The 25890-nt window shown below is 64.2% G+C and carries 24 protein-coding genes and 4 tRNA genes; 21 read left to right on the forward strand and 7 right to left on the reverse strand.

Annotation, left to right across the window (positions count from 1 at the left end; all coding sequences use genetic code 11):
• Positions 1-169 precede the first annotated feature (169 nt).
• Entirely contained in the window at positions 170-1396 is a 1227-nt protein-coding gene (locus BLS91_RS06970; RefSeq protein WP_092340017.1) for an ammonium transporter, read from the forward strand.
• 125 nt (positions 1397-1521) lie between these two features.
• On the opposite strand, the gene BLS91_RS06975 is transcribed toward BLS91_RS06970, so the two are convergent.
• Positions 1522-2703 carry a MarP family serine protease gene (locus BLS91_RS06975; protein ID WP_092340018.1) on the reverse strand — a complete coding sequence of 394 codons (1182 nt, stop codon included), beginning with the start codon at positions 2701-2703 and terminating at the stop codon, positions 1522-1524.
• Positions 2704-2869: 166 nt separating this feature from the next.
• Between BLS91_RS06975 and BLS91_RS06980 the strand changes: the two genes are divergently transcribed.
• Positions 2870-3601, forward strand: a complete 732-nt coding sequence (locus BLS91_RS06980) for a YqjF family protein (protein WP_092340019.1) — start codon at positions 2870-2872, stop codon at positions 3599-3601.
• A gap of 20 nt (positions 3602-3621) precedes the next feature.
• Here the strand turns inward: BLS91_RS06980 and BLS91_RS06985 are convergent, their stop codons facing one another.
• The 3 genes from BLS91_RS06985 to BLS91_RS06995 form a co-directional block, all read right to left on the reverse strand.
• Entirely contained in the window at positions 3622-4266 is a 645-nt protein-coding gene (locus BLS91_RS06985) for an SDR family oxidoreductase (RefSeq protein ID WP_092340020.1), read from the reverse strand.
• 36 nt (positions 4267-4302) lie between these two features.
• Positions 4303-5016, reverse strand: a complete 714-nt coding sequence (locus BLS91_RS06990) for a M50 family metallopeptidase (protein ID WP_092340021.1) — start codon at positions 5014-5016, stop codon at positions 4303-4305.
• A gap of 95 nt (positions 5017-5111) precedes the next feature.
• Positions 5112-5187, reverse strand: a tRNA-Val gene (locus BLS91_RS06995).
• Between the two features lie 442 nt (positions 5188-5629).
• Here BLS91_RS06995 and BLS91_RS07000 point away from each other — a divergent pair.
• The 16 genes from BLS91_RS07000 to BLS91_RS07075 all read left to right on the forward strand — a co-directional run bounded on the left by BLS91_RS07000 (position 5630) and on the right by BLS91_RS07075 (position 20081).
• A tRNA-Gly gene (locus BLS91_RS07000) sits at positions 5630-5701 on the forward strand.
• A 73-nt stretch (positions 5702-5774) separates the two neighbouring features.
• Positions 5775-5848 (forward strand) — tRNA-Cys (locus BLS91_RS07005).
• A gap of 60 nt (positions 5849-5908) precedes the next feature.
• Positions 5909-5980: transfer RNA gene (locus tag BLS91_RS07010), tRNA-Val, on the forward strand.
• A gap of 202 nt (positions 5981-6182) precedes the next feature.
• The gene (thrS, locus tag BLS91_RS07015; RefSeq protein ID WP_241983145.1) at positions 6183-8168 is read left to right on the forward strand and encodes a threonine--tRNA ligase; all 1986 of its coding nucleotides are present in this window, start codon (positions 6183-6185) and stop codon (positions 8166-8168) included.
• A 1-nt stretch (position 8169) separates the two neighbouring features.
• A complete protein-coding gene (locus tag BLS91_RS07020; protein ID WP_369827338.1) occupies positions 8170-8787 on the forward strand; it encodes an HIT family protein in 618 nt (205 codons plus the stop codon).
• Positions 8788-8889: 102 nt separating this feature from the next.
• Positions 8890-9792: a pyridoxal 5'-phosphate synthase lyase subunit PdxS gene (pdxS, locus tag BLS91_RS07025; protein ID WP_092340023.1), complete on the forward strand. Its 903-nt coding sequence runs from the start codon at positions 8890-8892 to the stop codon at positions 9790-9792.
• A 26-nt stretch (positions 9793-9818) separates the two neighbouring features.
• Positions 9819-10445, forward strand: coding sequence for a pyridoxal 5'-phosphate synthase glutaminase subunit PdxT (gene pdxT, locus BLS91_RS07030; protein ID WP_092340024.1), 627 nt, complete (start codon positions 9819-9821; stop codon positions 10443-10445).
• Between the two features lie 74 nt (positions 10446-10519).
• Complete coding sequence (locus BLS91_RS07035) at positions 10520-11074, forward strand: DUF1697 domain-containing protein (protein ID WP_092340025.1); 555 nt, start codon at positions 10520-10522, stop codon at positions 11072-11074.
• A gap of 75 nt (positions 11075-11149) precedes the next feature.
• A complete protein-coding gene (locus BLS91_RS07040) occupies positions 11150-11914 on the forward strand; it encodes a YebC/PmpR family DNA-binding transcriptional regulator (protein WP_092340026.1) in 765 nt (254 codons plus the stop codon).
• A gap of 4 nt (positions 11915-11918) precedes the next feature.
• A complete protein-coding gene (gene ruvC, locus BLS91_RS07045) occupies positions 11919-12545 on the forward strand; it encodes a crossover junction endodeoxyribonuclease RuvC (RefSeq protein WP_092340027.1) in 627 nt (208 codons plus the stop codon).
• Positions 12542-13207 (forward strand): Holliday junction branch migration protein RuvA, encoded by a 666-nt coding sequence (gene ruvA, locus BLS91_RS07050; protein ID WP_092340028.1) that lies wholly within the window; start codon positions 12542-12544, stop codon positions 13205-13207. The genes ruvC and ruvA overlap by 4 nt, the downstream gene beginning before the upstream one ends.
• Positions 13204-14268, forward strand: coding sequence for a Holliday junction branch migration DNA helicase RuvB (ruvB, locus tag BLS91_RS07055; RefSeq protein ID WP_092340029.1), 1065 nt, complete (start codon positions 13204-13206; stop codon positions 14266-14268). Before ruvA ends, ruvB begins: the two co-directional genes overlap by 4 nt.
• Before the next feature lie 105 nt (positions 14269-14373).
• The gene (gene yajC, locus BLS91_RS07060; RefSeq protein WP_092340030.1) at positions 14374-14760 is read left to right on the forward strand and encodes a preprotein translocase subunit YajC; all 387 of its coding nucleotides are present in this window, start codon (positions 14374-14376) and stop codon (positions 14758-14760) included.
• A gap of 149 nt (positions 14761-14909) precedes the next feature.
• Positions 14910-16631, forward strand: coding sequence for a protein translocase subunit SecD (gene secD, locus BLS91_RS07065; protein WP_092340031.1), 1722 nt, complete (start codon positions 14910-14912; stop codon positions 16629-16631).
• The gene (secF, locus tag BLS91_RS07070; protein WP_092340032.1) at positions 16631-17644 is read left to right on the forward strand and encodes a protein translocase subunit SecF; all 1014 of its coding nucleotides are present in this window, start codon (positions 16631-16633) and stop codon (positions 17642-17644) included. The genes secD and secF overlap by 1 nt, the downstream gene beginning before the upstream one ends.
• A 181-nt stretch (positions 17645-17825) precedes the next feature.
• A complete protein-coding gene (locus BLS91_RS07075) occupies positions 17826-20081 on the forward strand; it encodes a RelA/SpoT family protein (protein ID WP_092340033.1) in 2256 nt (751 codons plus the stop codon).
• On the opposite strand, the gene BLS91_RS07080 is transcribed toward BLS91_RS07075, so the two are convergent.
• The 3 genes from BLS91_RS07080 to BLS91_RS07090 all read right to left on the reverse strand — a co-directional run bounded on the left by BLS91_RS07080 (position 20078) and on the right by BLS91_RS07090 (position 22954).
• Positions 20078-20692: a type IV toxin-antitoxin system AbiEi family antitoxin gene (locus BLS91_RS07080; protein ID WP_092340034.1), complete on the reverse strand. Its 615-nt coding sequence runs from the start codon at positions 20690-20692 to the stop codon at positions 20078-20080. The genes BLS91_RS07075 and BLS91_RS07080 overlap by 4 nt on opposite strands.
• A 117-nt stretch (positions 20693-20809) precedes the next feature.
• Entirely contained in the window at positions 20810-22042 is a 1233-nt protein-coding gene (locus BLS91_RS07085; RefSeq protein ID WP_092340035.1) for a DUF349 domain-containing protein, read from the reverse strand.
• A 111-nt stretch (positions 22043-22153) separates the two neighbouring features.
• On the reverse strand, positions 22154-22954 hold the full coding sequence (locus BLS91_RS07090; protein ID WP_092340036.1) for a peptidylprolyl isomerase: 801 nt from the start codon (positions 22952-22954) through the stop codon (positions 22154-22156).
• Between the two features lie 106 nt (positions 22955-23060).
• Here BLS91_RS07090 and BLS91_RS07095 point away from each other — a divergent pair, with 106 nt between their 5' ends.
• The 3 genes from BLS91_RS07095 to BLS91_RS07105 all read left to right on the forward strand — a co-directional run bounded on the left by BLS91_RS07095 (position 23061) and on the right by BLS91_RS07105 (position 25842).
• Positions 23061-24401: a replication-associated recombination protein A gene (locus tag BLS91_RS07095; protein ID WP_092340037.1), complete on the forward strand. Its 1341-nt coding sequence runs from the start codon at positions 23061-23063 to the stop codon at positions 24399-24401.
• Positions 24402-24743: 342 nt separating this feature from the next.
• On the forward strand, positions 24744-25373 hold the full coding sequence (gene rpsD / locus BLS91_RS07100; protein ID WP_092107727.1) for a 30S ribosomal protein S4: 630 nt from the start codon (positions 24744-24746) through the stop codon (positions 25371-25373).
• A gap of 97 nt (positions 25374-25470) precedes the next feature.
• Positions 25471-25842, forward strand: coding sequence for a DUF948 domain-containing protein (locus BLS91_RS07105; RefSeq protein ID WP_092340038.1), 372 nt, complete (start codon positions 25471-25473; stop codon positions 25840-25842).
• Positions 25843-25890: the final 48 nt, after the last annotated feature.

Raw genomic sequence — 25890 nt, forward strand, 5'->3', positions numbered from 1 at the left:
TTTCAATCCGTAACCTGCGCGAAACACCCCGGTGTGTTTGCTGAAACGTCGAGCGGTAATACTAATGCCAGCCGAGGATGGGGCTGCGAACGATCCGTTTGTGAAATTAGTCCTTGCGCTACCGCATTTGATCAACACCCTGCACATTCGAGACGCGTAAGGACAATCTATGGATACCGGAAGCATCGCATGGGGGCTCACAGCCACCGCACTCGTGTTGTTTATGACACCAGGTGTCGCCTTCTTCTACGGCGGACTGGTCAAGGCCAAGAGCGTCATCAGCATGATGATGATGAGCTTCGGCGCGCTGGGCCTGATCAGCGTCCTGTGGATCCTGTACGGCTTCAATATGAGCGCCGTCAACGGCCCCACGGAATTCGCTGGTAACCCGTTCTCCGACTTCGGCCTCGGCAAGCTGGCGATGGGCGAGACCGGAAGTATCGACCTTCTCGGCGCCACTTACGGAGCCACCTTCGCTATCATCACGGTCGCCCTCATCAGCGGTGCCGTCGCTGACCGGGCCAAGTTCGGCTCGTGGATGATTTTCGCCGGCATCTGGGCAACCCTCGTGTACTTCCCCGTCGCAGCCTGGGTCTGGGGCGGTGGCTGGATCATGAAACTCGGTGAGACTCTCGGCCTCGGTGATATCGCTGTGATCGATTACGCCGGTGGTACCGCCGTGCACATCAACGCCGGTGCTGCAGCACTCGCTCTCGCCCTGGTACTCGGCAAGCGCGTCGGCTTTCAGAAGGGCATCACCAAGCCGCACAACGTGCCGCTCGTGCTCATCGGCGCCTCCATCCTCTGGTTCGGCTGGTTCGGGTTCAATGCCGGAGCTGAATGGCTCAACGGCCTCGAGAATGTCGGCATCATCGTCGTCAACACTTTGGGTGCCACGGCCGCGGCCATCCTCGGCTGGATGCTCGTCGAGAAGTTCAAGGACGGCAAGGCCACGTCGGTCGGCGCCGCGTCCGGCGCGGTCGCGGGCCTGGTCGCCATCACCCCGGCCTGCGCCAACCTCGAGCCTGGCTGGGCACTGCTGCTCGGTGCCGTCGCCGGTGCCGTCTGCGCCCTTGCCGTCGAACTCAAGTTCAAGTTCGGCTTCGACGACTCGCTCGACGTGGTCGGCATCCACCTCGTCGGTGGCGTCATCGGAACCCTCTACCTCGGCTTCTTTGCCATCGGTACCGGTCTGCTCACCGGCGGTGACCTGAGTCAGCTCCTTGTGCAGGCCATCGCAGCCTTCGCCGTTCTCGCCTACTCCTTCGTCGTTGCCTATGTTCTCGGTTTCGCAATCGAGAAGACCATCGGCTTCCGCATCAAGAACGAAGACGAACTGGCCGGAATCGACACGAGCGTGCACGGCGAAGAGGGCTACGCCCTCGAGCGTGTCTAGCTTCTGACTCCCGCCCGGCTCTCGGGCAACGGGGCGGTACAGAGTTCGGGTTGATCCCGGCTCGGTACCGCCCCGTTTGGGTGCAGGCCCGCTCTACTGCTCCAGGGACGAGCGGATGCCGCGGCTCAGCCGCGAACGCAGGTTCCGGAGGAGACCGGGGCGTCGAGGCTGGGCGCGAGGCTGATGACCGGCTGAACCTCTTCGAGCGCGAGGGCATAGCCGACGTTCTCGGTGTTGCTGGCCTTGGCAAAGATGACGCCAACGACCTGACCGGATTCGCTGAGCAGCGGCCCGCCCGATTCGCCCTGCTGCACGTCGGACGCCACGGTGTAGACCTGGCGGGGCGTCGGATCCTGGCCATAAATGTCGGCGACACTGATGGTGCCGATCGAGATGACCTGCGCCGGGTCGGAGACATACGGTCCGCCAAAGGGATACCCGTCGGCGACGGCTCCTTTGCCCGCAGCGAGATTAGCACCGACGGTGAGTGGTGCAGCGCCGAGGCCCGGCACCGAAATGATGGCAAGGTCGTCGACCGGGTCAAAATACACGATCTCCCCGGCCATCGATTCGCCCGCCGGGGTTTCCACGACGGGCTGGCCTACTCCGGCGACCACGTGCGCGTTGGTGATGACGCGGCCGTCAGAGACCACGAAACCGCTGCCGGACTGGCTTTGTCCGCAGGCATAGGCCGTTCCGGTGATGCGCACGACCGACTGCGCGGCCACGGCCAGTGCCGGGCTGCTGGTATCGGCTTCGGCTGCATCCGGTGTCGGTCCGGTGAACGCGTCGACGATGCGCGGCAGCCCCTGCTGCACTGCTACCGAGCGCAGCTCGGCCATCAGTGACTTCACCGGGTCAGGGGTGAGCGAGTCAATACCGGAGACGACGGTGGATGAGGCGATCGCGGGGGAGAGGAAAGGAATACCGAGGGCGCCGATGCTGAAAGCCACCATCGACGCGACCAGGGCGGAGGCGACGGCAGCGAAGGCGGCGCCGAGCACCCGATTGATCGTGCCGAGGGGCGAACGCTTCTTTCGGCGTCCGACCATGCCGCCGGCCGATGCACCGAGAGAGTGGCCAATGAGCACGAGCAGAACAGCGACCGCGATGGTGCCGGGGGTGCGCCACTCCGGGGCGGGAATCCAGCCTCCGACGAGCGGAACCACGAAGAAAGCGGCGATGCCGCCGAGCACTGCTCCGACGATTCCGGTGAGGCTCTGCAGCAGCCCGCTCCGGTAGCCGTTAACGAGGGCAACGAATAAGACCAGAATCAGAAAGAGGTCGAGAACGGTCGAGCCCGGCATTCGTCTCCCTCATCTGGTTTATATCGACGATTCCGTCTTCTTCATGTTTACACAGACCGCCTCCGCTATTGCTGAGCGGGGCGGCCTCGGGGCCCGCATTCCCGGGCGATCAACAGGCGCAGTGGGTGCCCAGCGAGTACCGTGAGACCAGTGAGAGAGGAATTACGTGACGAACGCCGGGGCTTACCCCATTTCAGCGATTGCGCCGCCGCTGGCCGGACGGGCCGTGGCGAGTCAGCGCTGGTCGCACCTTGTATTTCTGCACTGGCGAGTAGATGCTGCGCTGGTCGCGCCGCTCCTGCCGGCCGGCCTGGTGCCCGATGAATACGACGGTTCGAGCTGGGTCGGCCTGATTCCGTTCGTGCTCGATCGCGCGACCATCCTCGGCAGCCCGCCTATCCCATACGTGGGCACCTTCGTCGAAGTGAATGTGCGGCTGTATGCCAAAGACTCCCGGGGCCGTCGCGGTGTCGTGTTCGTGTCGCTCGAGGCGAGCCGCCTCGCGGCCGTATTGGCCGCCCGGGCTCTGTTCTCGCTGCCCTACGTCTGGTCGCGCACCCGCCTCCGGGTGGATTCCGGCCAGTACCGGTACACGTCGACGCGCCACGGTGACGCCACCAGGCGCACCGAGGTCGTAGCTCGCCCTGGAGTTGTCGCCGTGGTCGATGACCCGCTGGCTGACTTTCTGACGGCGCGCTGGGCGCTGTTCACGAGCATCCGTGGTCGCACCGTGCATCTCCGCAACCATCACGAGCCGTGGCCGTTGTACCGTGCCGAGCTCGTGAGCCTCGATGACACTCTGTTGGCCGCGGCCAGTTTCGCTGGCTTAGCCGATCGCGCGCCGGATTCCGTGCTCTATTCGCCCGGCGTCACGACCTGGTTCGGTCGCGGCACCTGACTCTGGATCTGAGCCCCGGACTAACCGGCGATGGCGTCGATGATCGGCACGTCGCCGTCGGTGAATTCGATGAATTTGCCCACGGTGTTGTCGTTGGCCAGCACGGCGGCGGCTACGAGTGCCACGTTCTCGCGTGACGTCGTGCCGGAGGCGTCGGAACCAACCGTGATGGCGCCGGTCGCGGCGTCCAGGGTCAGCGCGCTCGGGCCGAGAATGGTCCAGCTTAGCGACGTAGCGCGCAGGTAGTCGTCTGCTGCGGCCTTGGCCTCGTAGTAGGCGAACATGCCGTCGTCGGGGGAGGCGCCATGGTCGGCGCGTGACCCTTTATAGGACACCATGATGTAACGGTAGATGCCGGTCTGCGCGGCCGCATTGATCGAGCGGATGGCCGCGTCACGGTCGACCGCGTAGGTCCGGTCCGCGCTGCCTCCTCCCGCGCCGGCCGACCAGACCACAGCGTCGTGCCCGGCCAGTGCAGTAGCGAGCTGGTCTGTGGTCAGATTCTCGACATCCGCTACGACCGGCGTAGCACCGGTCGCGCTCACGTCGGCGGCGTGCTCGGGGTTGCGAATAAGCGAGCTGACGTCGTGGCCGTCAGCCGTCAGCAAACGGGCAAGGTGGAGGGCAACTTTTCCGTGCCCGCCGATGATCGCAATTTTTGTCATGTCATCAACCTTGCCACGGTTGGCTGCGTACGGTACTCAGATTTGGATGAAGCCGAGCAGGCGCGCGCTGAAAGCCAGACAGCCCACCTGCACGACGACGAAAACGACTACCCAGACGATCCCCGGAATATGGGTGAGCCTCGCAAGCTGGTCGGCATCCGATGAGGAACCAGCCCGCCGCGACCGGGATTGCTGCAGCTCCAGCGACGTTCGCAGCGAACCGAGGAGCAGAAACACCGTGACCAGCAATGCAAAAATCCCCTGCACCTGGGGGGAGCCAAACCAGGAGACACCGAAAACCGCGGCGCCGGTCACGGCCACCGACCAGAGTCCGAACCAGTTGCGAATCTGCACGAGGAGCAGGGCCAACAGCACCAGGAGTACCCAGAGCAGGCCCACGTCGTAGCCGAGGCTGAGCAGCCAGGCGGCGCCCAGACCGAGCAGCGCAGCGGCCGGGTAGCCGGCCAGCAGGGTGAAGATCATGCCCGGTCCGCTCGGTCGCCCTCGACTCACCGTGAGCCCTGACGTGTCCGAATGCAATCGGATGCCGCCCAGCCGCCGCCCGCAGAGCAGTGCGACGACGCCGTGGCCGCCCTCGTGCACGATGGTGACGGCGTGACGGGCGAGGCGCCACACCGGCGGAAACAGCACGATCACGGCGGCCGCTGCAACGGTCCGCCACGCGACTATCGGTTCCAATCCGGTATGCGGTGTCGTCATGCGGAGCCAGATGTCAAGAAGCACGTCCATGTCCCTCAGACTAGGTTGCCCAGGCCGCTCTCCCCGCTCTCGTGCACGCAGGGGGTAGGCAACGCAAAAAACCCCCTCGTAACAGGGGGTTTTCGTGGTGGGCGATGCGGGACTTGAACCCACGACCTCTTCCGTGTGAAGGAAGCGCGCTACCAGCTGCGCCAATCGCCCAATTGCAGTCGCAGGGAAACCGAAGTTTATCTTGCGACTTTTGATACTAGCCCAGACTGGAGTGTCGCCGCACATCGACCCCGAGCCGGGTGTGGCGCGTGCGCCCCTGGCCCGGTGAAGGCCGTGTTTCGGGCGCGGTCGACCACAATTTTCGGGCGCGCGGGAGCTACGTCGCTGCGCGCGAGGCGGAACTGGTGCGCAGCGGCGCAGCTCCAGCGCCTCGCATTACGCGGGTATTGCGGCCAGGACCGCACGCGCGCGTACTGGCCTAAGTCCCGCGTACTGACGCAACTCCAGTGCCGGCCCGGAGGCGACCTCAGGGGCAACCGGGCCGCCCCGATCCCGCCCGCACCACACGGCGCAACACGCCGTAGACGGCTCGGTTTGGTTTCCGTCTTGCTATTCAGCTAGAGTCTCTGAGTACGCAGAAATGCGGACAGTTGCGGATGTGGCGCAGTGGTAGCGCATCACCTTGCCAAGGTGAGGGTCGCGAGTTCGAATCTCGTCATCCGCTCAAATGAACTGGAATCGGCCAATTGGCCGGTTCCAATTCGTTTGGTATGAACCCATATGGTGTGAACCCACATGGTGGATTGGCCGAGAGGCGAGGCAGCGGCCTGCAAAGCCGTTAACACGGGTTCGAATCCCGTATCCACCTCCATTCTTTGAGCACGTCCTAAAGATGAGCATGTACGAGAGAATGAGCACTTCCCAGAATCTTGGGCGATTGGCGCAGCGGTAGCGCGCTTCCCTGACACGGAAGAGGTCACTGGTTCGATCCCAGTATCGCCCACAGAGCACTTCCCACAGAAACCCCGGTTCGCCGGGGTTTTTTTGTACCCAAACCGCACCGGTGCACGAACGCACGCCCCGTCTCGATGCCGACCGACGAACAACCCCACGCGCGCCGCTAAAGTTGACGGGTAGGCAATCAATAGGGAGTTATACACGTGGCTGACGGCTTTGCGCTTTTCACCGATCGATCTGTTGTCGCGATGCGCGTCAACGGTGAGTTGAAAGATCTGGCGGCCACCGTGTTGCCGACGGATGCTGTCGAACCGGTCAGCATAAATTCTCCCGACGGCCTCAACATTTTGCGCCACTCTGCCACCCACGTGCTGGCCCAGGCCGTGCAGACCGTCAACCCGGCCGCCCGCCTCGGCATCGGCCCGTTCGTCACCGACGGTTTCTACTACGACTTCGACGTGGCCGACCCGTTCACGCCCGACGACATCAAGTCACTCGAAAAGGCGATGGACCGCATCATCCGCCAGGGCCAGCGTTTCGTGCGCCGAGTGGTCACCCACGATGAGGCACGCGCCGAGCTGGCTGCCGAACCGTACAAGCTTGAGCTCATCGGCATCAAGGGCGGCCCCGGGGAGGGCGGCGAGGCTGCCGCCAACAACAGTCCGACGGCCGACGAAGAATCGGTCGAGGTCGGCGGTGCCGAACTCACCATCTACGACAACGTCGATCCGAAGACGGGGGAGACGGTCTGGAAGGACCTCTGCCGCGGTCCGCACCTGCCGAACACCCGCATGATCGGCAACGGCTACTCGCTCACCCGCCTGGCCGCAGCGTACTGGCGCGGCTCGGAGAAGAACCCTCAGCTGCAGCGCATCTATGGCACCGCTTGGCCCACCAAAGATGAGCTGCGCGCGTATCAGACCCGTCAGGAAGAGGCTGCCAAGCGCGATCACCGCAAGCTTGGCGCCGAACTCGACCTGTTCAGCTTCCCAGAGGAGATCGGTTCGGGCCTCGCGGTGTTCCACCCCAAGGGCGGCATCATCCGCCAGGAGATGGAGAACTACTCCCGCAAGCGCCACACCGAGGCTGGCTACGACTTCGTCTACTCGCCGCACATCACCAAGTCGACGCTGTTCGAAACCTCGGGCCACCTCGATTGGTACCGCGAGGGCATGTTCCCCCCGATGCACCTCGACGAGGAACGCGACGACACCGGCCATGTCACCCGCCAGGGCGTCGACTACTACCTGAAGCCGATGAACTGCCCATTCCACAACCTCATCTTCAAGTCCAGCGGTCGCAGCTACCGCGAACTGCCGATGCGCTTGTTCGAATTCGGATCGGTCTACCGGTACGAGAAGTCCGGCGTGCTCAACGGCCTTACCCGCGTCCGCGGCATGACGCAGGACGACGCCCACATCTACACCACCAAGGAAGGCATGAAGGAGGAGCTCACCAGCACCCTCAACTTCGTGCTGCAGCTGCTCGCCGACTACGGTCTTCAGGACTACTACCTCGAGCTCTCCACCAAAGACCCAAAAAAGTTCGTCGGCACCGACGAGGCGTGGGAGGAAGCCACCGTAACGCTCCGCGAGGTTGCCGAGGCATCCGGTCTCGATCTGGTCGCCGACCCGGGCGGAGCCGCGTTCTACGGCCCCAAGATCTCGGTGCAGGCCAAGGATGCCATCGGGCGCACCTGGCAGATGTCGACCATCCAGCTCGACTTCAACCTGCCCGAACGGTTCGACCTCGAATACACCGCGAATGACGGCAGCCGCCAGCGCCCGGTCATGATCCACCGCGCCCTGTTCGGCTCGATCGAGCGTTTCTTTGCCGTGCTCACCGAGCACTACGCCGGAGCCTTCCCGGTGTGGCTGGCCCCGGTGCAGGTAGTCGGAATTCCAGTGTCGGAGCAGTACGGTCCCTTCCTCGACGACGTGATCGCCACCCTGAAGAGGGCCGGCGTGCGCGCCGAAGTTGACCATTCTGACGATCGCATGCAGAAGAAGATCCGCACGCACACCAAGGCCAAGGTGCCGTATCAGCTCATCGTGGGCGAAGATGACCAGGCCAACGGCGCGGTCAGCTTTCGCTTTCGCGATGGTACGCAGCAGAACGGGGTGCCGGTAGACGAGGCCGTGCAAATTATCGTGGAGTCGATCGAGGACCGCGCGCAGGTGACCACGACTCCGGTCGCCCCGGTCGCCCCTGCTGTGACCGAAGTGCAGGCGTAGCGTGCCGGCCATTCCCGCAGATCGACTGCGCGGTTCCGACGCCGTCGACGCCGGCGCGGGGGAGACCGCTGCCGAGTTCGCCGGTGTTCCGGATGCCTTTCAACGGCTGTGGACGCCGCATCGGATGGTTTACATCCAGGATGGGCAGCAGCCGCACCCCGACGACTGCCCGTTCTGCATCGCGCCGACCCTGGACGATGAGAAGGCGCTGATCGTGGCGCGGGGTACCCACGCCTACGTGCTACTCAACCTTTTTCCGTATAACAGCGGCCACTTGCTGGTCTGTCCGTATCGGCACGTCGCCACCTACGACCAGGCCACGCCGGAGGAGATCGCCGAAATCGGCGAGTTCACCCAGATCGCCATGCGGGTGCTCACGCAGGTGTCGAACTGTGACGGCTTCAACATCGGTATGAATCAGGGACGTATCGCGGGGGCAGGCATCGCCGAGCACCTGCACCAGCACATCGTTCCGCGCTGGGCCCTAGACTCTAATTTTTTTCCGATCATCGCCGGTACCAAGGCCATCCCGCGCCTGCTCGGCGACGTGCGTCGGGAAATCGCCGAGGTCTGGCCCGTCGCCGGGGCGCCTACGGCTGCCGCCACAAGCACTCTCTAGCTTTTTCTCACGGCCGGGCGCGTGCTGGTGCGCCCCGGTCTTCGGCTCACACCCACCAGGCTCCGACCAGACCACCACCATGCAAGGAATAGGATCGTAGTTATGACTGAATCAACCTCTGCCGAGCAGTTCGGATCGAGCCGCGTCAAGCGTGGACTCGCCGAAATGCTCAAGGGCGGCGTCATCATGGACGTCGTCACCGCTGCCCAGGCTCGTATTGCTGAAGACGCCGGCGCTGTCGCCGTCATGGCTCTCGAACGCGTTCCCGCCGACATCCGCTCGCAGGGTGGCGTGGCCCGCATGAGCGACCCCGACCTGATCGACAGCATCATCGCCGAGGTCAACATTCCGGTCATGGCGAAGGCCCGCATCGGCCACTTCGTCGAAGCACAGATTCTCGAGGTGCTCGGCGTCGACTACATCGACGAGTCCGAAGTGCTTAGCCCGGCCGACTACATGAACCACATCGACAAGTGGAACTTCACCATTCCCTTCGTCTGTGGCGCTACCAACCTCGGTGAGGCGCTTCGCCGCATCAACGAGGGCGCGGCCATGATTCGATCCAAGGGCGAGGCCGGCACCGGCGACGTCTCCGAAGCCACCAAGCACATCCGCACGATCAACGGCGAGATCAAGCGCCTCACCTCGATGAGCCGTGACGAACTCTATGTCGCCGCCAAGGAACTCCAGGCTCCCTACGAGCTCGTCGCCGAGATCGCCACCACCGGCAAGCTGCCGGTGGTTCTGTTCACCGCCGGAGGCGTGGCCACCCCGGCCGACGCCGCAATGATGATGCAGCTCGGCGCTGACGGTGTGTTCGTTGGCTCCGGCGTCTTCAAGTCGGGCAACCCCGAACAGCGTGCCGCCGCCATCGTGAAGGCTGTCACCTTCTACGACGACGCCAAGGTCATCGCTGAGGTCTCCCGCGGCCTCGGTGAAGCCATGGTCGGTATCAACGTGTCGGACATCCCCGCACCGCACCGCCTCGCTACGCGCGGCTGGTAGCCAGACCGTTCGTGACGATTCTCTCGATGGGCACCCGACCGGCAGAGGCTGCTGTAACGGCAGGACTGCGGGTTGGGGTGCTCGCCCTGCAGGGCGATTTTCGTGAGCACGCGCAGGTACTGCGCGAGCTCGGCGCGAACGTCGCCCTGGTGCGCCGTCCGGAAGAATTGCTCCAGGTCGACGGTCTGGTCATTCCGGGTGGCGAATCGAGCGTCATGGACAAGCTCGCCCGTACCTTCGGCCTAGCCGAACCGCTCCGCGCAGCCATCCGCGGCGGGCTGCCCGTCTATGGAACCTGCGCGGGGCTGATCATGCTCGCCGACACGATTCTCGATGGCATGAACGGCCAGCAGAGCCTCGGCGGACTTGACATCGCCGTGCGCCGCAACGCCTTCGGTTCGCAGACCGCTTCCTTCGAGACCGACCTTGACATTGCAGCGCTCGGTGACAAACCGGTGCACGCGGTGTTCATTCGCGCCCCGGTGGTCGAAACCGTCGGCCCGCTGGCGACCGCCCTGGCCACCCTCGACGACGGCCGGTGCGTCGCCGTGGAACAGGGAAACCTGCTCGGCACGTCCTTTCACCCTGAGATCACCGGTGAATACCGTTTTCATCAGTATTTCCTGCGGAAACTGGTCGCCGCCGCCCGCTGATGCCAGGCCCAATTGTGCCGGGCGCGCGAGTGTGGCTAGGGTTCAGACATGACTCAGACACCCGGTGGTCAACGATGACCCGATATGTAGCACTGCTCCGTGGCATCAACGTCAACGGCATCACCATCGCCATGGCCAATCTTGCCGACACCTTTCACGACCTCGGTTACACCGACGTCAAAACCGTGCTGGCGAGCGGCAACGTCATTTTCAGCATCGACAGTCCGCTCGTCGACAAAGCGGATGCCGCGGCCCTCAAGGCGCGCATCGAAGCGGCCCTGACCGCCCGGTTCGAGTACGAGGCCTGGATCGTGCTGGTCGACGCCGAATCGCTCGACCGGATCGTGCGTGCCTTTCCCTTCACCGCCGATCATGACGGCTGGCATTCCTATGTCATGTTCTCCTCCGACCCCGGTCATCTCAGTGAACTGGCCGGTCACGCCAAGGAGCTCGAGCCGTCCGACGAACGCATCGAACTCGGCCACGGCGTGCTGTACTGGGAGGTTCGCAAGGCCGTGGGCATCAAGAGCGCCTTCAGCAAGAAGAGCGCCAAGCTCAAGTACCGTGACACGACGACCACCCGTAACCTGCACACGCTGCACAAGCTGCTGGAAGTCACTCCGGGATAGACTGATCCGGCACTAAGCGTGCACCGACTTCGCAGCGCTCACTTAATTTTGACGTAGCACAACAACGGGAGATGTATGTCCGGGCATTCCAAATGGGCCACTACCAAGCACCAGAAGGCGGTCACCGATTCCAGGCGGGCCAAGGCGTTCGCCAAGCTCATCAAGAACATCGAGGTCGCGGCCCGACTGGGCGGCGCTGACCTCTCGGGTAACCCCACGCTGGTTGACGCTATCCAGAAGGCCAAGAAGACCTCGGTCCCCAACGACAACATCGACCGCGCAGTCAAGCGCGGTGCCGGGCTGTCGGGCGAGCAGGTGGACTACACGACGATTATGTACGAGGGCTACGCCACGCACGGTGTCGCGATCATGATCGAGTGCCTCACCGACAACAAAAACCGTGCCGCAGCCGAGGTGCGCACAGCAATGGCCCGCAATGGCGGCGCCATGGCCGATCCGGGCAGTGTCGCCTACAACTTTCACCGCAAGGGCGTCGTTGTGGTCAAGCACCTGCCGACACTCACCGAAGACGACATCATGCTCGCCGTTCTCGATGCCGGCGCCGAAGAGGTCATCGACGAGGGGGACACCTTCGAGGTCCACTCCTCCGTTGGCGATCTCGTCGCCACCCGCACCGCGCTGCAGGCCGCCGGAATCGACTATGAGTCAGCTGACATCGCGTTCATTCCGTCGCTCAAGATTGAGGTCGACGCCGAAACCGCCCGCAAAGTGTTCCACCTGATCGACGCGATGGAAGACCTCGACGACGTGCAGAACGTGTACTCAAACTACGACCTGTCGGCCGAGGTTCAGGCCGCACTCGCAGCCGAGTCCGAGTAGTTCGATGGCGGTCAGGGTTCTCGGCATCGACCCGGGCCTCACCCGCTGCGGTGTGGGCGTGGTCGATGTCGAGGGCAACCGCTCCGCCCGTCTGGTCGATGTGACCGTGCTGCGGAGCGCCGCCGACCTTCCGCTGGAGCGGCGGCTGCTGTTGTTGTCCCAGGGTCTGGAAGAGATGCTCGACCGCCACCGGCCGCAGTTCATCGCCATTGAGCGGGTCTTCGCCCAGCACAACGTGCGCACCGTCATGGGCACAGCGCAGATCAGCGGGGTCGCCCTGCTGCTCGCCGCGCAGCGCGGTCTGCCGGTAACCCTGCACACTCCGAGCGAGGTGAAGGCCGCCATCACCGGTTACGGTGCCGCCGATAAGAAGCAGGTCGGCACCATGGTCGCCCGCATCCTCGGGCTGACCGAGATTCCCAAACCAGCTGACGCAGCGGATGCCCTCGCCCTCGCGATCTGCCACGCCTGGCGCACCGGAGCATCCGGTGGCACCCTGCCGACCGTCGCCTCGGTAAAAGCTGCCACGGTCACGACGGGCGCGCTGACGCCAGCGCAGAGGGCCTGGCGTGCCGCCGAACGTGGGTCGGTGCCAGCAGCGTCAGCGGTGCCCCGTAGTCTTAAGCGGTGATCTCTTCCGTACGTGGCCTTGTCCTTTCAGCTGTCGGCTCAACCGTCGTGATCGAGGTTGGGGGAGTCGGCCTCGGCATCCAGGTGACGCCGGCCACCGCACTCGGCCTGCGCATCAATGACGAAGCCCGGCTGGTGACCACCCTCATCGTGCGTGAAGATTCGCTCACTCTCTATGGCTTTCCCACTGCCGATGAGCTTGCGGTCTTCGAACTCCTCGTCGGTGTGACCGGTGTGGGTCCCAAGTCCGCCCTGGGCGTGCTCGCGGTGCTCAGCCCCAACCAGATCGCGCAGGCCGTCGCCGGCGACGACGACGGCGCCTTCCGCAAGGTCAGCGGCATTGGACCGAAAACCGCCAAACTCATCGTTCTCTCCCTGGCCGGCAAGCTCGCCGTCACCGCGGCGACGTCTCCAACCCGCCAGCCAAATGCCACCTCGGTTGCTGTCAGCGTGCAGGCCGCGCTGATCGGCCTCGGCTGGTCGGAGCGCGTCGCGGCCGAGGCCGTCGACGATACCCTCACCGAGTTGGCGGATGTCGCCGATGACGACGCTGCGCCGCCGGCGGTGGCCGCAGTGCTTCGGTTGGCCCTCGGCCGCCTGGGTCCGGCAGCGCACCACGCCACCGGGTCGGCGGCCGCGAGCAACGGAACGGGGCGCTCATGAGCACTGATCCCGCTGTCGAAAACTCCGCCATCAAACTGGTCAGCCCCTCGCTCGAAAGTGAGTCCGAGCTAGCCTTCGAGGGCGCTCTGCGCCCGGCGAGTCTGGCCGAATTCGTCGGCCAGAAAAAGGTACGTGGGCAGTTGCAGCTGCTGCTGACCGCCGCGACCATGCAGAATCGCACGCCAGACCACATCCTCCTGGCTGGCCCTCCCGGCCTCGGCAAAACCACCCTGGCCATGATCGTCGCTTACGAGGGCAACCGCCCGCTGCGCATGTCGAGTGGTCCGGCCATCCAGCACGCCGGCGATCTAGCGGCCGTGCTGTCGTCCTTGGTTCCCGGCGAGGTGCTGTTCATCGATGAAATCCACCGCATGGCACGCTCCGCCGAGGAGATGCTCTACCTCGCTATGGAAGACTTTCGCATCGACATCATGGTGGGAAAGGGTGCTGGCGCCACTTCCGTTCCACTCGACCTGGCCCCATTCACCCTGGTCGGTGCCACGACCCGGTCTGGCCTGCTGCCGAACCCTCTGCGGGACCGTTTCGGTTTCACCGCCCACCTCGAGTTCTACGCCGAGAGCGAGCTCGAACAGGTGTTGGCCCGGGCAGCGCAGCTCATCGAGCTGCCGATCAAGAAGGATGCCCTCGCCGAGATCGCCGGACGGTGCCGTGGCACACCGCGCATCGCGAACCGCCTGCTGCGCCGCGTGCGCGACTATGCGCTCGTGCACGGGGGAGCTGCCGACATCGCCGCGGTGCACGCAGCCCTCGAACTCTACGACGTCGACGCGATCGGCCTCGATCGGCTCGACCGGGAGGTCATGAAGATCATTTTGACTCGTTTTGGCGGCGGACCGGTGGGGCTCAATACCCTGGCCGTGTCGGTGGGGGAAGAGTCCGAAACTGTCGAAGCGGTCGTCGAGCCTTTCCTGGTGCGGATAGGCTTCCTCACGCGTACCCCGCGAGGGCGCGTTGCCACCAGCGCAGCGTGGCAACATTTTGGCCTCGTGCCGCCCCCGGGCTCGACTGCACAGGGCAGTACGACCCTTCTTGACCTATAATTCAATTTGGCCCGCCTGTCTAGAGGCATATTCTCTAGGCCTGCTGTCGGGTCTTCACTCACAGCTTCGGCCACCCGCGCCGCAATCGAAAGGTTTCACCGCTCTATGGATTCTTTGACTCTCGTCATGCTGGCCGTCCTGGCCGTACTCGTCTTCTTCATGTTCCGCAACGGCCGCAAGCGCAAGAGGGACCAGGAGGCCCTGCAGGCCACCATGGTTCCCGGCGCCGACGTCATGACCAACTTCGGCATGTACGGCACGATCATTGCCATCGATGAAGAAGCCAACAAGGTCGAGCTGCAGATCGCGCCCGGCGTCATCGTCGAGATCCACCGCCAGACCATCGCTCGCGTGGTTGAGCCGGTTGTCGCCGACGAACTCGACGACGAGAGCGTTCAGGCCATCGACTCGCTGAACGAGCCGGAATTCGGCCAGCGCGTTGCCGACCTTGACACCGACACGACCGACCAGCCCAAAAAGGGTGACGCGTAGTCGTTTTTCGGCAGGCATAGTTCGGTACGGCCTATTTCGTAGGGCATACTCGCTTGGCACGTTTATTTATTGCACGAAACGCACGTAATGCATCAAGCGGCGCGTCCACACAGTTTGGTGTGGGCGCCAACAGAAAGCTGAGTTCATAGGTGGCTAAGTCGTCTCCGGTCAAGAAGGCCTGGCGTTCCCTGACCTGGCTTGGCGTGATTATCGTCGGCCTCATCGCCCTCAACGCGTTCGGTGTATTCACCCAGAACGGATCGTGGACGCCGAAACTGGCCCTCGACCTCGAGGGCGGAACCCAGATTATCCTCGCCCCGCAGGTGGAGAGTGGCGCGACAGTCACCTCGGAGCAGCTCGACGAGGCCGTTGGGATCATTCGACAGCGCATCAACTCGTCTGGAGTGTCGGAAACAGAAGTCAACACTCAGGGCGGTCGAAACATCGTCGTCTCGATTCCAGGCACCCCCGATGATGCCACCCTGGAGCGCATCAAGTCCTCGGCGAAGCTCGAATTTCGGGCCGTACTCGTAGCCGGGCAGCCGTCCGGCCAGACCGTCGGGGCCGACGGCACCGCAACGCCGGCGCCGCAGGCGACGGTTGATCCGAGCCTGTCGACCACACCGGCCGTTGCACCGACCGACGCGAGCGACCTGAACTACGTCACCCCGGCTCTTCAGGCCGAGTACGACGCCTTCGATTGCAACAAGATCAACAGCACCAACGTGGCGCCCGCCGACCAGCCCCTGATCACCTGTGAGACCGACGGCTCGGTCAAATACATCCTCGGCCCGGTCGAGGTCGACGGTTCCACGATCTCGGACGCGACCAACGGCCAGCGCACCACTCAAAACGGCGCGACCACCGGCGAGTGGGCCGTCAACATCGTCTTCAACAGCTCGGGAACCTCGAAGTTTGCAGACGTGACGACCCGCCTGTTCAGCCTGACCGGTGTGCAGAACCAGTTCGCCATCGTGCTCGACGGCCACGTGATTTCGGCCCCGGCCACCCAGGGTGCCATCCTCGACGGCAAGCCTCAGATCACCGGGTCTTTCGATCAGGAAAGTTCCAAGGCCCTGGCTGACCAGCTCAAGTTCGGTGCACTCCCGATCAGCTTCACCGTGCAGAGCCAGGACACCATCTCGGCAACGCTCGGTTCGACCCAGCTGCTCAACGGCCTCATTGCCGGATTGATCGGTCTGATCCTCGTCGTCCTCTACTCACTCGCTCAGTACCGCCTGCTCGGTTTGGTCACCGTTGCGTCCCTCGGCGTGGCAGCGGTGATCACCTACCTGCTGATCACCATCCTGTCCTGGCGTGAAGGCTACCGTTTGTCACTGGCCGGCGTCGCCGGTTTGATCGTGGCCATCGGTATCACCGCCGACTCGTTCATCGTCTACTTCGAACGCGTCCGTGACGAGTTGCGTGATGGGCGCGGGCTGGAGTCCTCGGTCGAGGCCGGCTGGAAGCGAGCCTTCCGCACCATCGTCGCCTCCGACGTCGTCAACTTCCTCGCGGCCGCAGTGCTGTTCGTGCTCGCCGTCGGCAACGTACGCGGCTTCGCCCTCACCCTGGGCCTCACTACCATCGTCGACCTCCTCGTGGTCAGTCTGTTCACCCACCCGATGCTGCAACTGATCGCCCAGACCAAGTTCTTCAACGAGGGCCACAAACTCAGCGGCCTTGATCCGCGAGCCCTCGGTGCTGTCTATCGTGGTCGAGCGCGGTTTGAACCCTCGGCTTCCGTGCCGGCGACCAAGGTCTCCTCCTCGAGTAAAGAGGCGGCGAAACGACAAACCATCGCGGAGCGCAAGGCTTCCGAGCTCGTGGGTTCCAGCACTGATCGATCAACGGACGGGAAGGATTCCTGATGGCCAGCTTCTCGAAATTTGGAAATGACCTCTACACGGGCGCTCGTTCGCTGAACATCGTCGGGCGTCGCAAGCTGTGGTATCTGATCGCCGGCGGCATGATCCTCATCGCGCTGGTCGGCCCGTTCCTGCTGCGCGGCGGCTTCGTTTTCGGCATCGAGTTCACCGGCGGCAGCGAGTTCGTCGTCTCGCAGACGAGCAGCCAGTCAGAGACCACCGCAGTGGATGCCGTTTCCAGCGTCGTTCCGAATGCCGTACCAAAGGTCTCCACCGTCGGCACCGATGGCGTTCGAGTACAGACCGACCAGCTGTCCGAAGGCGAGACGACCGGAGTGCGCGACGCATTGGCCACCGCCTACAACGTGCCCGTCAAGGAAGTCGCCACCTCCTTCATTGGCGCCACCTGGGGGCAGGACATCACCGGGCAGGCACTGCGTGCCCTGGTCGTGTTCCTCGTGCTCGCCGGCATCATCATGGCCATCTATTTCCGCACCTGGAAAATGTCCGTGGCGGCCATGGTCGCCCTGCTGCACGACCTGGTCATCACCGCGGGGTTCTACGGAATCACCGGTTTTGAAATCACACCCGCGGCCGTGATCGGATTCCTCACCATTTTGGGATATTCGCTCTACGACACCGTCGTGGTCTTCGACAAGATTCGCGAGAACACCAACTTCGACGGGTCCGGCTCGAGCCGGACCTTCTCCGAGTCGGTCAACCTCGCCGTGAACCAGACCCTCGTGCGCTCGATCAACACCTCCGTGGTCGCGGCTCTGCCCGTGGCATCCATTTTGTTTATCGGTGCGTTCGTCTTGGGCGCCGGCACGCTGCGCGACATCTCGCTCGCGCTGCTCATCGGAATTCTGGTCGGAACCTACTCGACCATCTTCATCGCATCACCGCTGTACGCCCAGCTGCGCAACAACGAGGACGCTATTCGCAAGCACGACAAGAAGGCCCTCGCTGCGCGCGCCAAGGCCTCGGCCCCGGCCGCGGCCAGCGTCACCGCCTAGTCAGCTCAGTTGGCACGACCGGAACGGCCAGTCCCTGCGGACTGGCCGTTTCTGCAGATGACTGGGTAGGCCCCGCACAGAGCGTTATGCCGGAGGCGTACGGACTGCGCCCGCAGAACCGGCATAATTGATGGAACGCAACCCCGCGTCTTTCGGCGGGCGTGACGCACGAGGTGAGACTATGACGGACACAACGACCCCCTCCCCGGCCTCGCTGCGCCGTCTGGTTCCTCGCATCTTCTCTCGGGCCCAGCCCGCCGGTGCTGTTGACCGCCTGATCAAGACGGTGCGGTTGAACCACCCGAAGGTCGACCTGTCGATCATCGAACGCGCGTATACCGCCGCCGAGCGAGCGCACGACGGACAGCTGCGTCGCAGCGGCGAGCCGTACATCACCCACCCAGTCGCCGTGGCGCAGATTCTGGCCGACCTGGGCATCGGTACCAAAACCATTGCGGCCGCCCTGCTGCACGACACCGTCGAAGACACCGATTACACCCTCGACGCCCTGCGGGCCGACTTCGGCGATGAAATCGCCATGCTCGTCGATGGTGTCACCAAGCTCGACAAGGTGAAGTACGGCGACTCGACCCAGGCCGAAACCGTGCGCAAGATGATCGTCGCGATGTCCAAGGACATTCGCGTCCTCATTATCAAACTTGCCGACCGGCTACACAACGCCCGCACCTGGGGCTTCGTTCCCAACGAATCCGCCGTGCGCAAGGCCACCGAGACCCTGGAGATCTACGCCCCTCTCGCGCACCGCCTGGGGATCCAGACGATCAAGTGGGAACTCGAGGACCTCTCCTTTGCGGTGCTGTACCCCAAGCTCTACGCCGAAATTGAAAGCCTGGTCAAGCAGCGTACTCCGCAGCGCGAAGAGTTCGTGCAACAGATCATCGACACCATCAACGACGATCTCAAATCGGCGCGCATTCGCGGCAAGGTTGCCGGTCGCCCCAAGCAGTACTACTCGATCTACCAGAAAATGGTCGTGCGCGGCCGCGATTTCGACGAGATCTACGACCTCGTCGGTATTCGCGTGCTTGTGAACTCGGTGCGGGACTGCTATGCGGTGCTGGGATCCATGCATGCCCGCTGGACGCCGCTGCCCGGCCGGTTCAAGGACTATATTGCCACCCCGAAGTTCAACCTGTACCAGTCCCTGCACACCACCGTGCTCGGGCCGAGCGGTCGCGCGGTAGAAATTCAGATTCGCACGACCGAAATGCACCAGCGTGCCGAATTCGGTGTCGCCGCGCACTGGAAGTACAAGGAGCAGGTCAACGGCAAGAGCGCTGGCGGCCCCGGCCCGCAGAGCGATACCGATATGGCTTGGCTCGCCCATATTTCTGACTGGCAGGCCGAAACGGCCGACCCAGGCGAGTTCCTGGACTCCCTGCGGTACGAGATCGGTGCCAAAGAGGTTTATGTCTTCACGCCGAAGGGCCGGGTCATTGGCCTCCCGTCCGGCGCGACCCCGGTCGACTTTGCCTATGCGGTGCACACCGAGGTGGGACACCGCACCATGGGAGCCAAGGTCAACGGCCGGTTGGTGCCGTTGGAGAGCGAGCTGATCACCGGTGACGTGGTCGAGGTGTTCACCTCGAAAAACCCCGACTCCGGCCCGAGCAAAGACTGGCTGAACTTCGTCAAGAGCCCCAGGGCCCGCAACAAGATTCGGCAATGGTTCACAAAGGAACGCCGCGACGAGGCCATCGAGCAGGGCCGGGACGCGATCGCCCGCGCCATGCGCAAGCAGAACCTTCCGCTGCAGAAGCTGATGAACCAGGACTCGTTCGCGGAGGTCGCGGCTCAGCTTAAGTACGAAGATGTGTCGGCGCTTTATGCTGCCGTCGGTGAAGGTCACGTTTCAACCCAGTCAGTGCTCGAGAAGGTCGTCTCTTCGGTACAGAGCATCGAAGACAACGACAGCAACGACTTTCCGGTCGCCGCGCGCGGACGGCCGCAGACCACCCGCAACGGAGATTCCGGAGTGCTGGTGCGCGGTGCACCGGACATTCTGGTCAAACTGGCCCGCTGCTGCACCCCGGTGCCCGGCGACAAAATCGTCGGATTCGTCACGCGCGGCGCAGGCGTCTCTGTGCATCAGGCCGCCTGCCACAATGTGCAGTCGTTGCTCAAAGAACCCGAGCGCATGATCGAGGTCGAGTGGGCGCCAACCTCGAAGAGTCTGTTCCTCGTGCACATCCAAATCGAAGCCCTTGACCGCTCCGGCCTGCTCTCCGACGTCACCCGGGTCTTGTCGGAGCACCACGTGAACATTCTTTCTGCCACCGTCAACACGTCGAGCGATCGCCTCGCGCTCAGCCGCTTCGTTTTTGAGATGGGGGACACCACCCACCTCGACCGCGTACTCAATGCCGTGCGTCGTATCGATGCCGTGTACGACGTGTACCGGGTTAGCGACGGCTAACCTGCGGTCCTGCGCGCGCAGCCCTGCTGGCGCAGCGCAAACAGTGGTGTGCTGACGGCCGTGAAGCGCGCGACAGCGAGAGCGCTGTGAGCGGGGCTGCCTCGCTTGCAGAGGCGGATGGCGGCCGACACGTCGGGGTACTGGCCGTAGTGCAGGAGGCGGGCCAGGAGGGCACTCAGCTCTGACGTGGTCGATGGTGACATCGCCGGCGGTGAAACCGCATAGCGGGCGAGATCGACGGCGGTGCGCAGGGGAGTGGTGACCCGCACCCCCGAGATGGTGCGCACGTCATCGGGCGTTCGCACAATTTCACGCACCGATGCCCGAGCCGACCACACGGTGGTGGCACGCGCGCCGATCAATACACAGAACTGGTGGCGCCGCGGCTCCGGCGTGACGCCGTAGATCCACGCGGCGGTGAGCTGCTCGGCGATGGCGCGGGGCGGGACCAGCTGGCCGGCGGCGATCGCGCGGGTATCGCATCCGTCTATTTCATCGATCACGCACCAGGAGTCCGCGATCTGAAAGACCTGGCCGTCGAGGCGGGCGGCGTAGAGCTCGGCCAGTGGCAGGTCGTTGAGGGTGAGCGGGCGCCCCGGTGGATTCGTCATGCCACCAGAGTGACGCTTAACCAGGTCCAGGCCCCCGAAGGAGCCTGGATCTGTGGAGAAGCTGGTTGCGTGCGCCGAGTGTGGATAACTAAGTGCCTGCGTGCAAGTGCCTGCCGGTTACTGGCCGATCGCCTTGAGCCAGGCCTTACGGGCCTCGAGCGCTTCGGTGGCGTCCTTGATGGCCCGGGCGTTCTGGCCCTCCTGCGCGGTAGCCAGCTCGGCCTCGAGCTTGGCGATCGCGTCGTTCAGCTGCCCGGCCAGACCCTCGGTGCGAGCCTTGGTCTCCGGGTTGTTGCGCTTCCAGTGATCGTCATCGAGCTTGCGCACGACTGCTTCCACCTTGCGCAGGCGATCCTCGATCGGCTTGACCTGATCCCGCGGGACCTTGCCGATGTCATCCCACTTGCGCTGGATCAAGGTGAGCGTGTCGCGAGCGGCGTTGCGGTCGGTGGTAGTGAGCAGGGTCTCGGCCTGCGTGAGCAATTCGAGTTTGACTACCAGGTTCGCCGAGAACTCCTCGTTGTCCTGGGCTTCAACTTCACTCTTAACGGAGTAGAGCACGTCGCCGGCAGCTTTGAACTTGGCCCACATGGCGTCGTCCTGCTTCTTGCCGCTGCGGCCAGCCTTCTTCCACTCATCGAGCAGGTTGCGATACGACGAAACCCCATCGGCACCCTGGGGGGCGAGGGCCTCAGCCTGTTCGATCAGGTGCTGCTTCTTGGTGCGCACGTCTTTGTGGGCGCTGTCGAGCTCGGCGAAGAACGCCTTACGGTTCTGCTCGATCGTGGTGCGTGCGGCCCGGAAGCGCTTCCACAGGTCGTTGGCCTCGCCCTTGGGAATGCGCGGGGCGTCGTGCTGGTGTGCCTGCCACTTGGCGAACAGGGCGTCAAGAGCGGCGCTGGTCTGCTTCCACTGCGTCTTGGCCGGATCTTCGGCGGCGAGACGCTCGGCCTCGGTCACGATCTCGGCCCGCTCAGCGACGGCGGCAGCGGATGCGGCCTTGGTCTCGATGCTCTGCTGCTCGGTGAGCTCACTGACAGCACCGCCGAGAGCGCCGAGGCGCTCGGCCAGGGCGGCGAGGTTTCCGACCGCGTTGGCATTGGCGACGGCAACTTTGAGGTTGGCGACCGACTTGGCGATGTCTGCGGCCGGAGCGCCACCCTTCGCACGTTGCTCGAGCAGGGTGACCTGCCCGTTGAGCTCAACGTACTTACGCTCGAAGTAGGCCAGGGCCTCTTCCGGAGTGGCATCCGGGTACTGACCGACGGCGCGTTCGCCGTCTGCCTCGCGCACGTAAACCGTGCCGGTTTCGTCTACGCGACCCCATGGTTGCTGATCTGTCGTAGTCAAGAGCCTCACCTTTGCTGAGTTGTTGTGTGTGGATCCGCGGGAGTGAAGAGTGCGGAACCTAAGAAATACCCTGATAAGCCTATTGCAATAGCGCAGGGGTGACGATCGATCCTACTGAAGTGTTAAGCCCGTGATCGTCGTTGGCACCGTCGGGGCGCCGTCGCCGGAGCCGTCCGCGGTGCCGGCATCCGTGATCTGGGCCTTGAGCTCGTCCAGTCCGCTCGTGACGTGACCGAGCACGGTGTAGCCGCCGCCCGCGTCGGAGGAGATAGTCGTGTCGTCGTAGACCACGAAGAATTGGCTTCCCATGCTGTATCCGTTGCCGCCCTGGCGAGCCATGGCGAGGGTACCGGCCGGGTAGACGTTATCGGCCGGAGCGTTTTCGACCGGACCATAGCTGTAACCGGGACCGCCGGATCCGTCGCCGGCGGGATCGCCGCACTGCAGTACGAAGAAGCCGCCGTCGGTTAGGCGGTGGCAGCTCACGCCGGTATAGAACCCGCTCTGGGCGAGGCTGACCGTGGACGAGACGCCCTGGGGCGCGCGCGCGCCGTCCAGCTCGATGCCGAGGTTGACATCGTTGAGGCTCAGGGTGCCGGTCCAGGTGCGCCCCTCGGCGATAGTGCTTGCGGGCACGTCGCCGGTGTTGGCACCGGCCGCTGCCGTGGGCGTCGGCGTTGGACTGGACGTTGTAGCTGCCGTCGGCGCCGGGGTACCCGGGCCGCCAGCGAAGTAGAACACCTGGGCGATCACGATCAAGGTCAGCACCACGAGGAGTCCGCCACCGGCGATCAGGTTGTCCCGCACGCGCCGCTTCGTCTGGTGCTCGTGCACCGCCCGTCGGGCCTGGTAGGAACGAACACGTCCGCGCTCTTCACGTGCCGCACGCTCGAGCTTGTAATTCGAAGCCACTTGGAACCCCTCCAGGGCCGTCGGGGTTGGCGACGACCGGACAAAACGTGACCGTACGCCAACGCGGCCGACCTCGTAGAACTCTCTCACAAACTACGCTGGAGGAATGTCGGATGCTCAACAGGGTCTGCGGAGTGGCCAGGCCCCCCTCGCCGTACGAATGCGCCCGAAAACCCTGGACGAGGTGGCCGGCCAGCGTCATCTGCTCACCCCGGGGTCGCCCCTGGTTAGTCTGGCCAGCGACAAGACCGGGGAGCGCGGCAGCGTATCGGTCATTCTCTGGGGACCGCCCGGAACCGGCAAGACCACGCTCGCGCAGGCGATCGCGCACAGTTCCGGACGTCGTTTCGTCGAACTCTCTGCCGTGACGGCCGGCGTGCGCGACGTGCGACAGGTGATGGAAGACGCCCGAACCAACCGCGACCTCTACGGTCTCGCGACGGTGCTGTTTCTCGATGAGATCCACCGCTTCTCCAAGGCCCAGCAAGACACCCTGCTGCCAGGGGTCGAGAACGGCGTCGTCATCCTGGTCGCCGCGACGACCGAAAATCCGTCGTTTTCGATCATTTCGCCCCTGCTGTCTCGTTCTCTGCTGCTCACCCTCGAAGTTCTCAGCGACGACGACCTTGGCATCGTCGTCGATCGTGCCGTCACGGATGCGCGCGGGTTGGCCGACCGGTTCGAACTCGAGTCAGAGGCCCGCGGCGCGATCATTCGCCTGGCCTCCGGGGATGCGCGGCGGGCGCTGACGGCGCTGGAGGCGGCATCCGTTTCGGCGGAATCGACGCTCGAACCCGGCGCGACCGGCAAGCCCGTCATCACGACCGACATCGTCTCGCTCGCCGTTGATCGTGCGCTGCTGCGCTATGACCGCAATGGCGACGAGCACTACGACGTGATCAGCGCGTTCATCAAATCGGTGCGCGGCAGTGACGTCGACGCCGCGCTGCACTATCTGGCGCGCATGATCGAGGCCGGCGAAGACCCGCGCTACATCTGCCGCCGCATCATCGTCCTCGCCTCCGAAGACATCGGCATGGCCGACCCGCAATCGCTCCTCATCGCCGTCGCCGCCGCCGATGCCGTCGCGCTGATCGGCATGCCCGAAGGTCGTATTCCGCTCGCCCAGGCCGTTGTGCACCTCGCGACGGCCCCCAAGTCGAACGCGGCCTACATGGCGCTCGATGCTGCCATAGCGGATGTCCGCGCCGGCAAGATGGGCCGCGTGCCCAAGGGCATGCGCGACGCGCACTACCCGGGCGCCAAACGCCTCGGCCACGGCAAAGGCTACGTCTACCCGCACAACGACCCCCTCGGTGTCGTCGCTCAGCAATACCCGCCGACCGAACTGAAAACCACCCAGTATTACGTGCCGACCGAGCACGGGCACGAGCGCGACATCCACGCTCGTCTCCTGAAAATCCGCCGCATAGTCCGCAACGAATAGATTCGTGACTCAGCTCTGAACTTGCGGCGGCGGGGGATTCTCCGCGGGGTTGCGAGTTTCGCGGAGTGTCCTGCGCACCCGCGATGTTTGAGCGAGGAGCGGATGATCCCTCGACGACGCCCGCCTCGGGAACGCGAGGCGAAGCATCCGCTCTGTGCTAATCTTGCCTCTGCCTACAACTGGTTTCGGCATGCGGCTGCGTCCGTTTCCAGTTTGGAGGGGTTTCGTTCTGTAGCCGAACGTCCCATGGCACCCAATCCTCTGATCTCCCATGACGTTTGTGCTGTAGAAACACGCACTCGCCCTGGTATCCCTGTTATTGAGTCCGATTGAAAGGAAACCGTGTCTACCAAGTCACGTACCCGCAGTAAAACTCGCCTCTCGCGCGCCCTGGGCATTGCCCTCACGCCGAAGGCAGCCCGCTTCCTTGAGAAGCGCCCCTATGCACCCGGTGAGCACGGCCGCACCAAGCGCAAGACCGATTCGGACTATGCCGTTCGTCTGCGCGAAAAGCAGCGCTTACGCGCCCAGTACGGCATCCGCGAAGCCCAGCTCAAGATTGCCTTCGAGCAGGCTCGTCGTCGTCAGGGACTGACCGGTGAGAACCTCGTCGAGATCCTCGAGACGCGTCTCGACGCCCTCCTCGTGCGTTCGGCCATCGCCCGCACCACCGCTCAGGCGCGCCAGATGATCGTGCACCGTCACATCCTCGTCGACGGAGAGCTCGTCGACCGGCCCTCCTTCCGCGTGAAGCCGGGCCAGCTCATGCACGTCAAGGCTCGCAGCGAGGGCATGGAGCCCTTCCAGGTTGCAGCAGCCGGCGGCCACGTCGACCTGCTTCCCAAGCTCCCGCCGTACCTCGAGGTAGAGCTCGACAAGCTGCAGGCACGCCTCGTGCGCGCCCCGAAGCGCATCGAGATCCCCGTGACCTGTGAAGTTCAGCTCGTCGTGGAGTACTACGCAGCTCGCTAGTCCAACCGGTACGCTGAAGGGCGGATCACCTCAGGGTGATCCGCCCTTTTTGTATACCCGGGCTCCGCAGGGGCCCCTCGAACTGAGTGGAGTCACCGTGTCAGGTGGAGATATTGCCGGCCTCATCGCCGCCGGCGTGTTCGCGATTCTGGTCGCTGTCATCGCTATTCCCTTGGTCAAACTGGGCCGCGTGTTCGATGAGACCACCGCCGCCATCCATGAACTCAGCGAGGGAATCACCCCGATGCTGACCGAGACGACCGAGACCATCCGTTCTACCAACCAGCAACTGGCCAGGGTCGACACCATCACGAGCAACGTAGCGGATGTCACCGGCAACGTCTCGGCGCTGGTCGCGTTGTTCGCGGCCACGGTCGGCGGGCCGTTGATCAAGTTCGCCGGTTTCTCAGCCGGCGTCCGGGCGGCCTTTCGCGCCGGGCGGCCGCGGCCTCGGCGTAATCGGGGTTGACCGGCTACTCTGGAGACGGCGCTGATATTCTCGCGCCCGACTTATCGA

The organism is Cryobacterium flavum, assembly GCF_900103805.1.
GTDB classification, from domain to species: Bacteria; Actinomycetota; Actinomycetes; order Actinomycetales; family Microbacteriaceae; genus Cryobacterium; species Cryobacterium flavum.

What these genes read in the sequence shown, in the direction of transcription:
- pdxT (WP_092340024.1), top strand. Translation starts at nt 9,819, where the DNA reads ATGGGCACCCGACCGGCAGAGGCTGCTGTAACGGCAGGACTGCGGGTT.
- BLS91_RS07040 (WP_092340026.1), top strand. Translation starts at nt 11,150, where the DNA reads ATGTCCGGGCATTCCAAATGGGCCACTACCAAGCACCAGAAGGCGGTC.
- ruvC (WP_092340027.1), top strand. Translation starts at nt 11,919, where the DNA reads ATGGCGGTCAGGGTTCTCGGCATCGACCCGGGCCTCACCCGCTGCGGT.
- pdxS (WP_092340023.1), top strand. Translation starts at nt 8,890, where the DNA reads ATGACTGAATCAACCTCTGCCGAGCAGTTCGGATCGAGCCGCGTCAAG.
- ruvB (WP_092340029.1), top strand. Translation starts at nt 13,204, where the DNA reads ATGAGCACTGATCCCGCTGTCGAAAACTCCGCCATCAAACTGGTCAGC.
- secF (WP_092340032.1), top strand. Translation starts at nt 16,631, where the DNA reads ATGGCCAGCTTCTCGAAATTTGGAAATGACCTCTACACGGGCGCTCGT.
- BLS91_RS06970 (WP_092340017.1), top strand. Translation starts at nt 170, where the DNA reads ATGGATACCGGAAGCATCGCATGGGGGCTCACAGCCACCGCACTCGTG.
- BLS91_RS07095 (WP_092340037.1), top strand. Translation starts at nt 23,061, where the DNA reads ATGTCGGATGCTCAACAGGGTCTGCGGAGTGGCCAGGCCCCCCTCGCC.
- BLS91_RS06985 (WP_092340020.1), bottom strand. Translation starts at nt 4,266, where the DNA reads ATGACAAAAATTGCGATCATCGGCGGGCACGGAAAAGTTGCCCTCCAC.
- BLS91_RS06990 (WP_092340021.1), bottom strand. Translation starts at nt 5,016, where the DNA reads ATGGACGTGCTTCTTGACATCTGGCTCCGCATGACGACACCGCATACC.
- BLS91_RS07075 (WP_092340033.1), top strand. Translation starts at nt 17,826, where the DNA reads ATGACGGACACAACGACCCCCTCCCCGGCCTCGCTGCGCCGTCTGGTT.
- thrS (WP_241983145.1), top strand. Translation starts at nt 6,183, where the DNA reads ATGCGCGTCAACGGTGAGTTGAAAGATCTGGCGGCCACCGTGTTGCCG.
- BLS91_RS06975 (WP_092340018.1), bottom strand. Translation starts at nt 2,703, where the DNA reads ATGCCGGGCTCGACCGTTCTCGACCTCTTTCTGATTCTGGTCTTATTC.
- BLS91_RS07080 (WP_092340034.1), bottom strand. Translation starts at nt 20,692, where the DNA reads ATGACGAATCCACCGGGGCGCCCGCTCACCCTCAACGACCTGCCACTG.
- BLS91_RS07035 (WP_092340025.1), top strand. Translation starts at nt 10,520, where the DNA reads ATGACCCGATATGTAGCACTGCTCCGTGGCATCAACGTCAACGGCATC.
- yajC (WP_092340030.1), top strand. Translation starts at nt 14,374, where the DNA reads ATGGATTCTTTGACTCTCGTCATGCTGGCCGTCCTGGCCGTACTCGTC.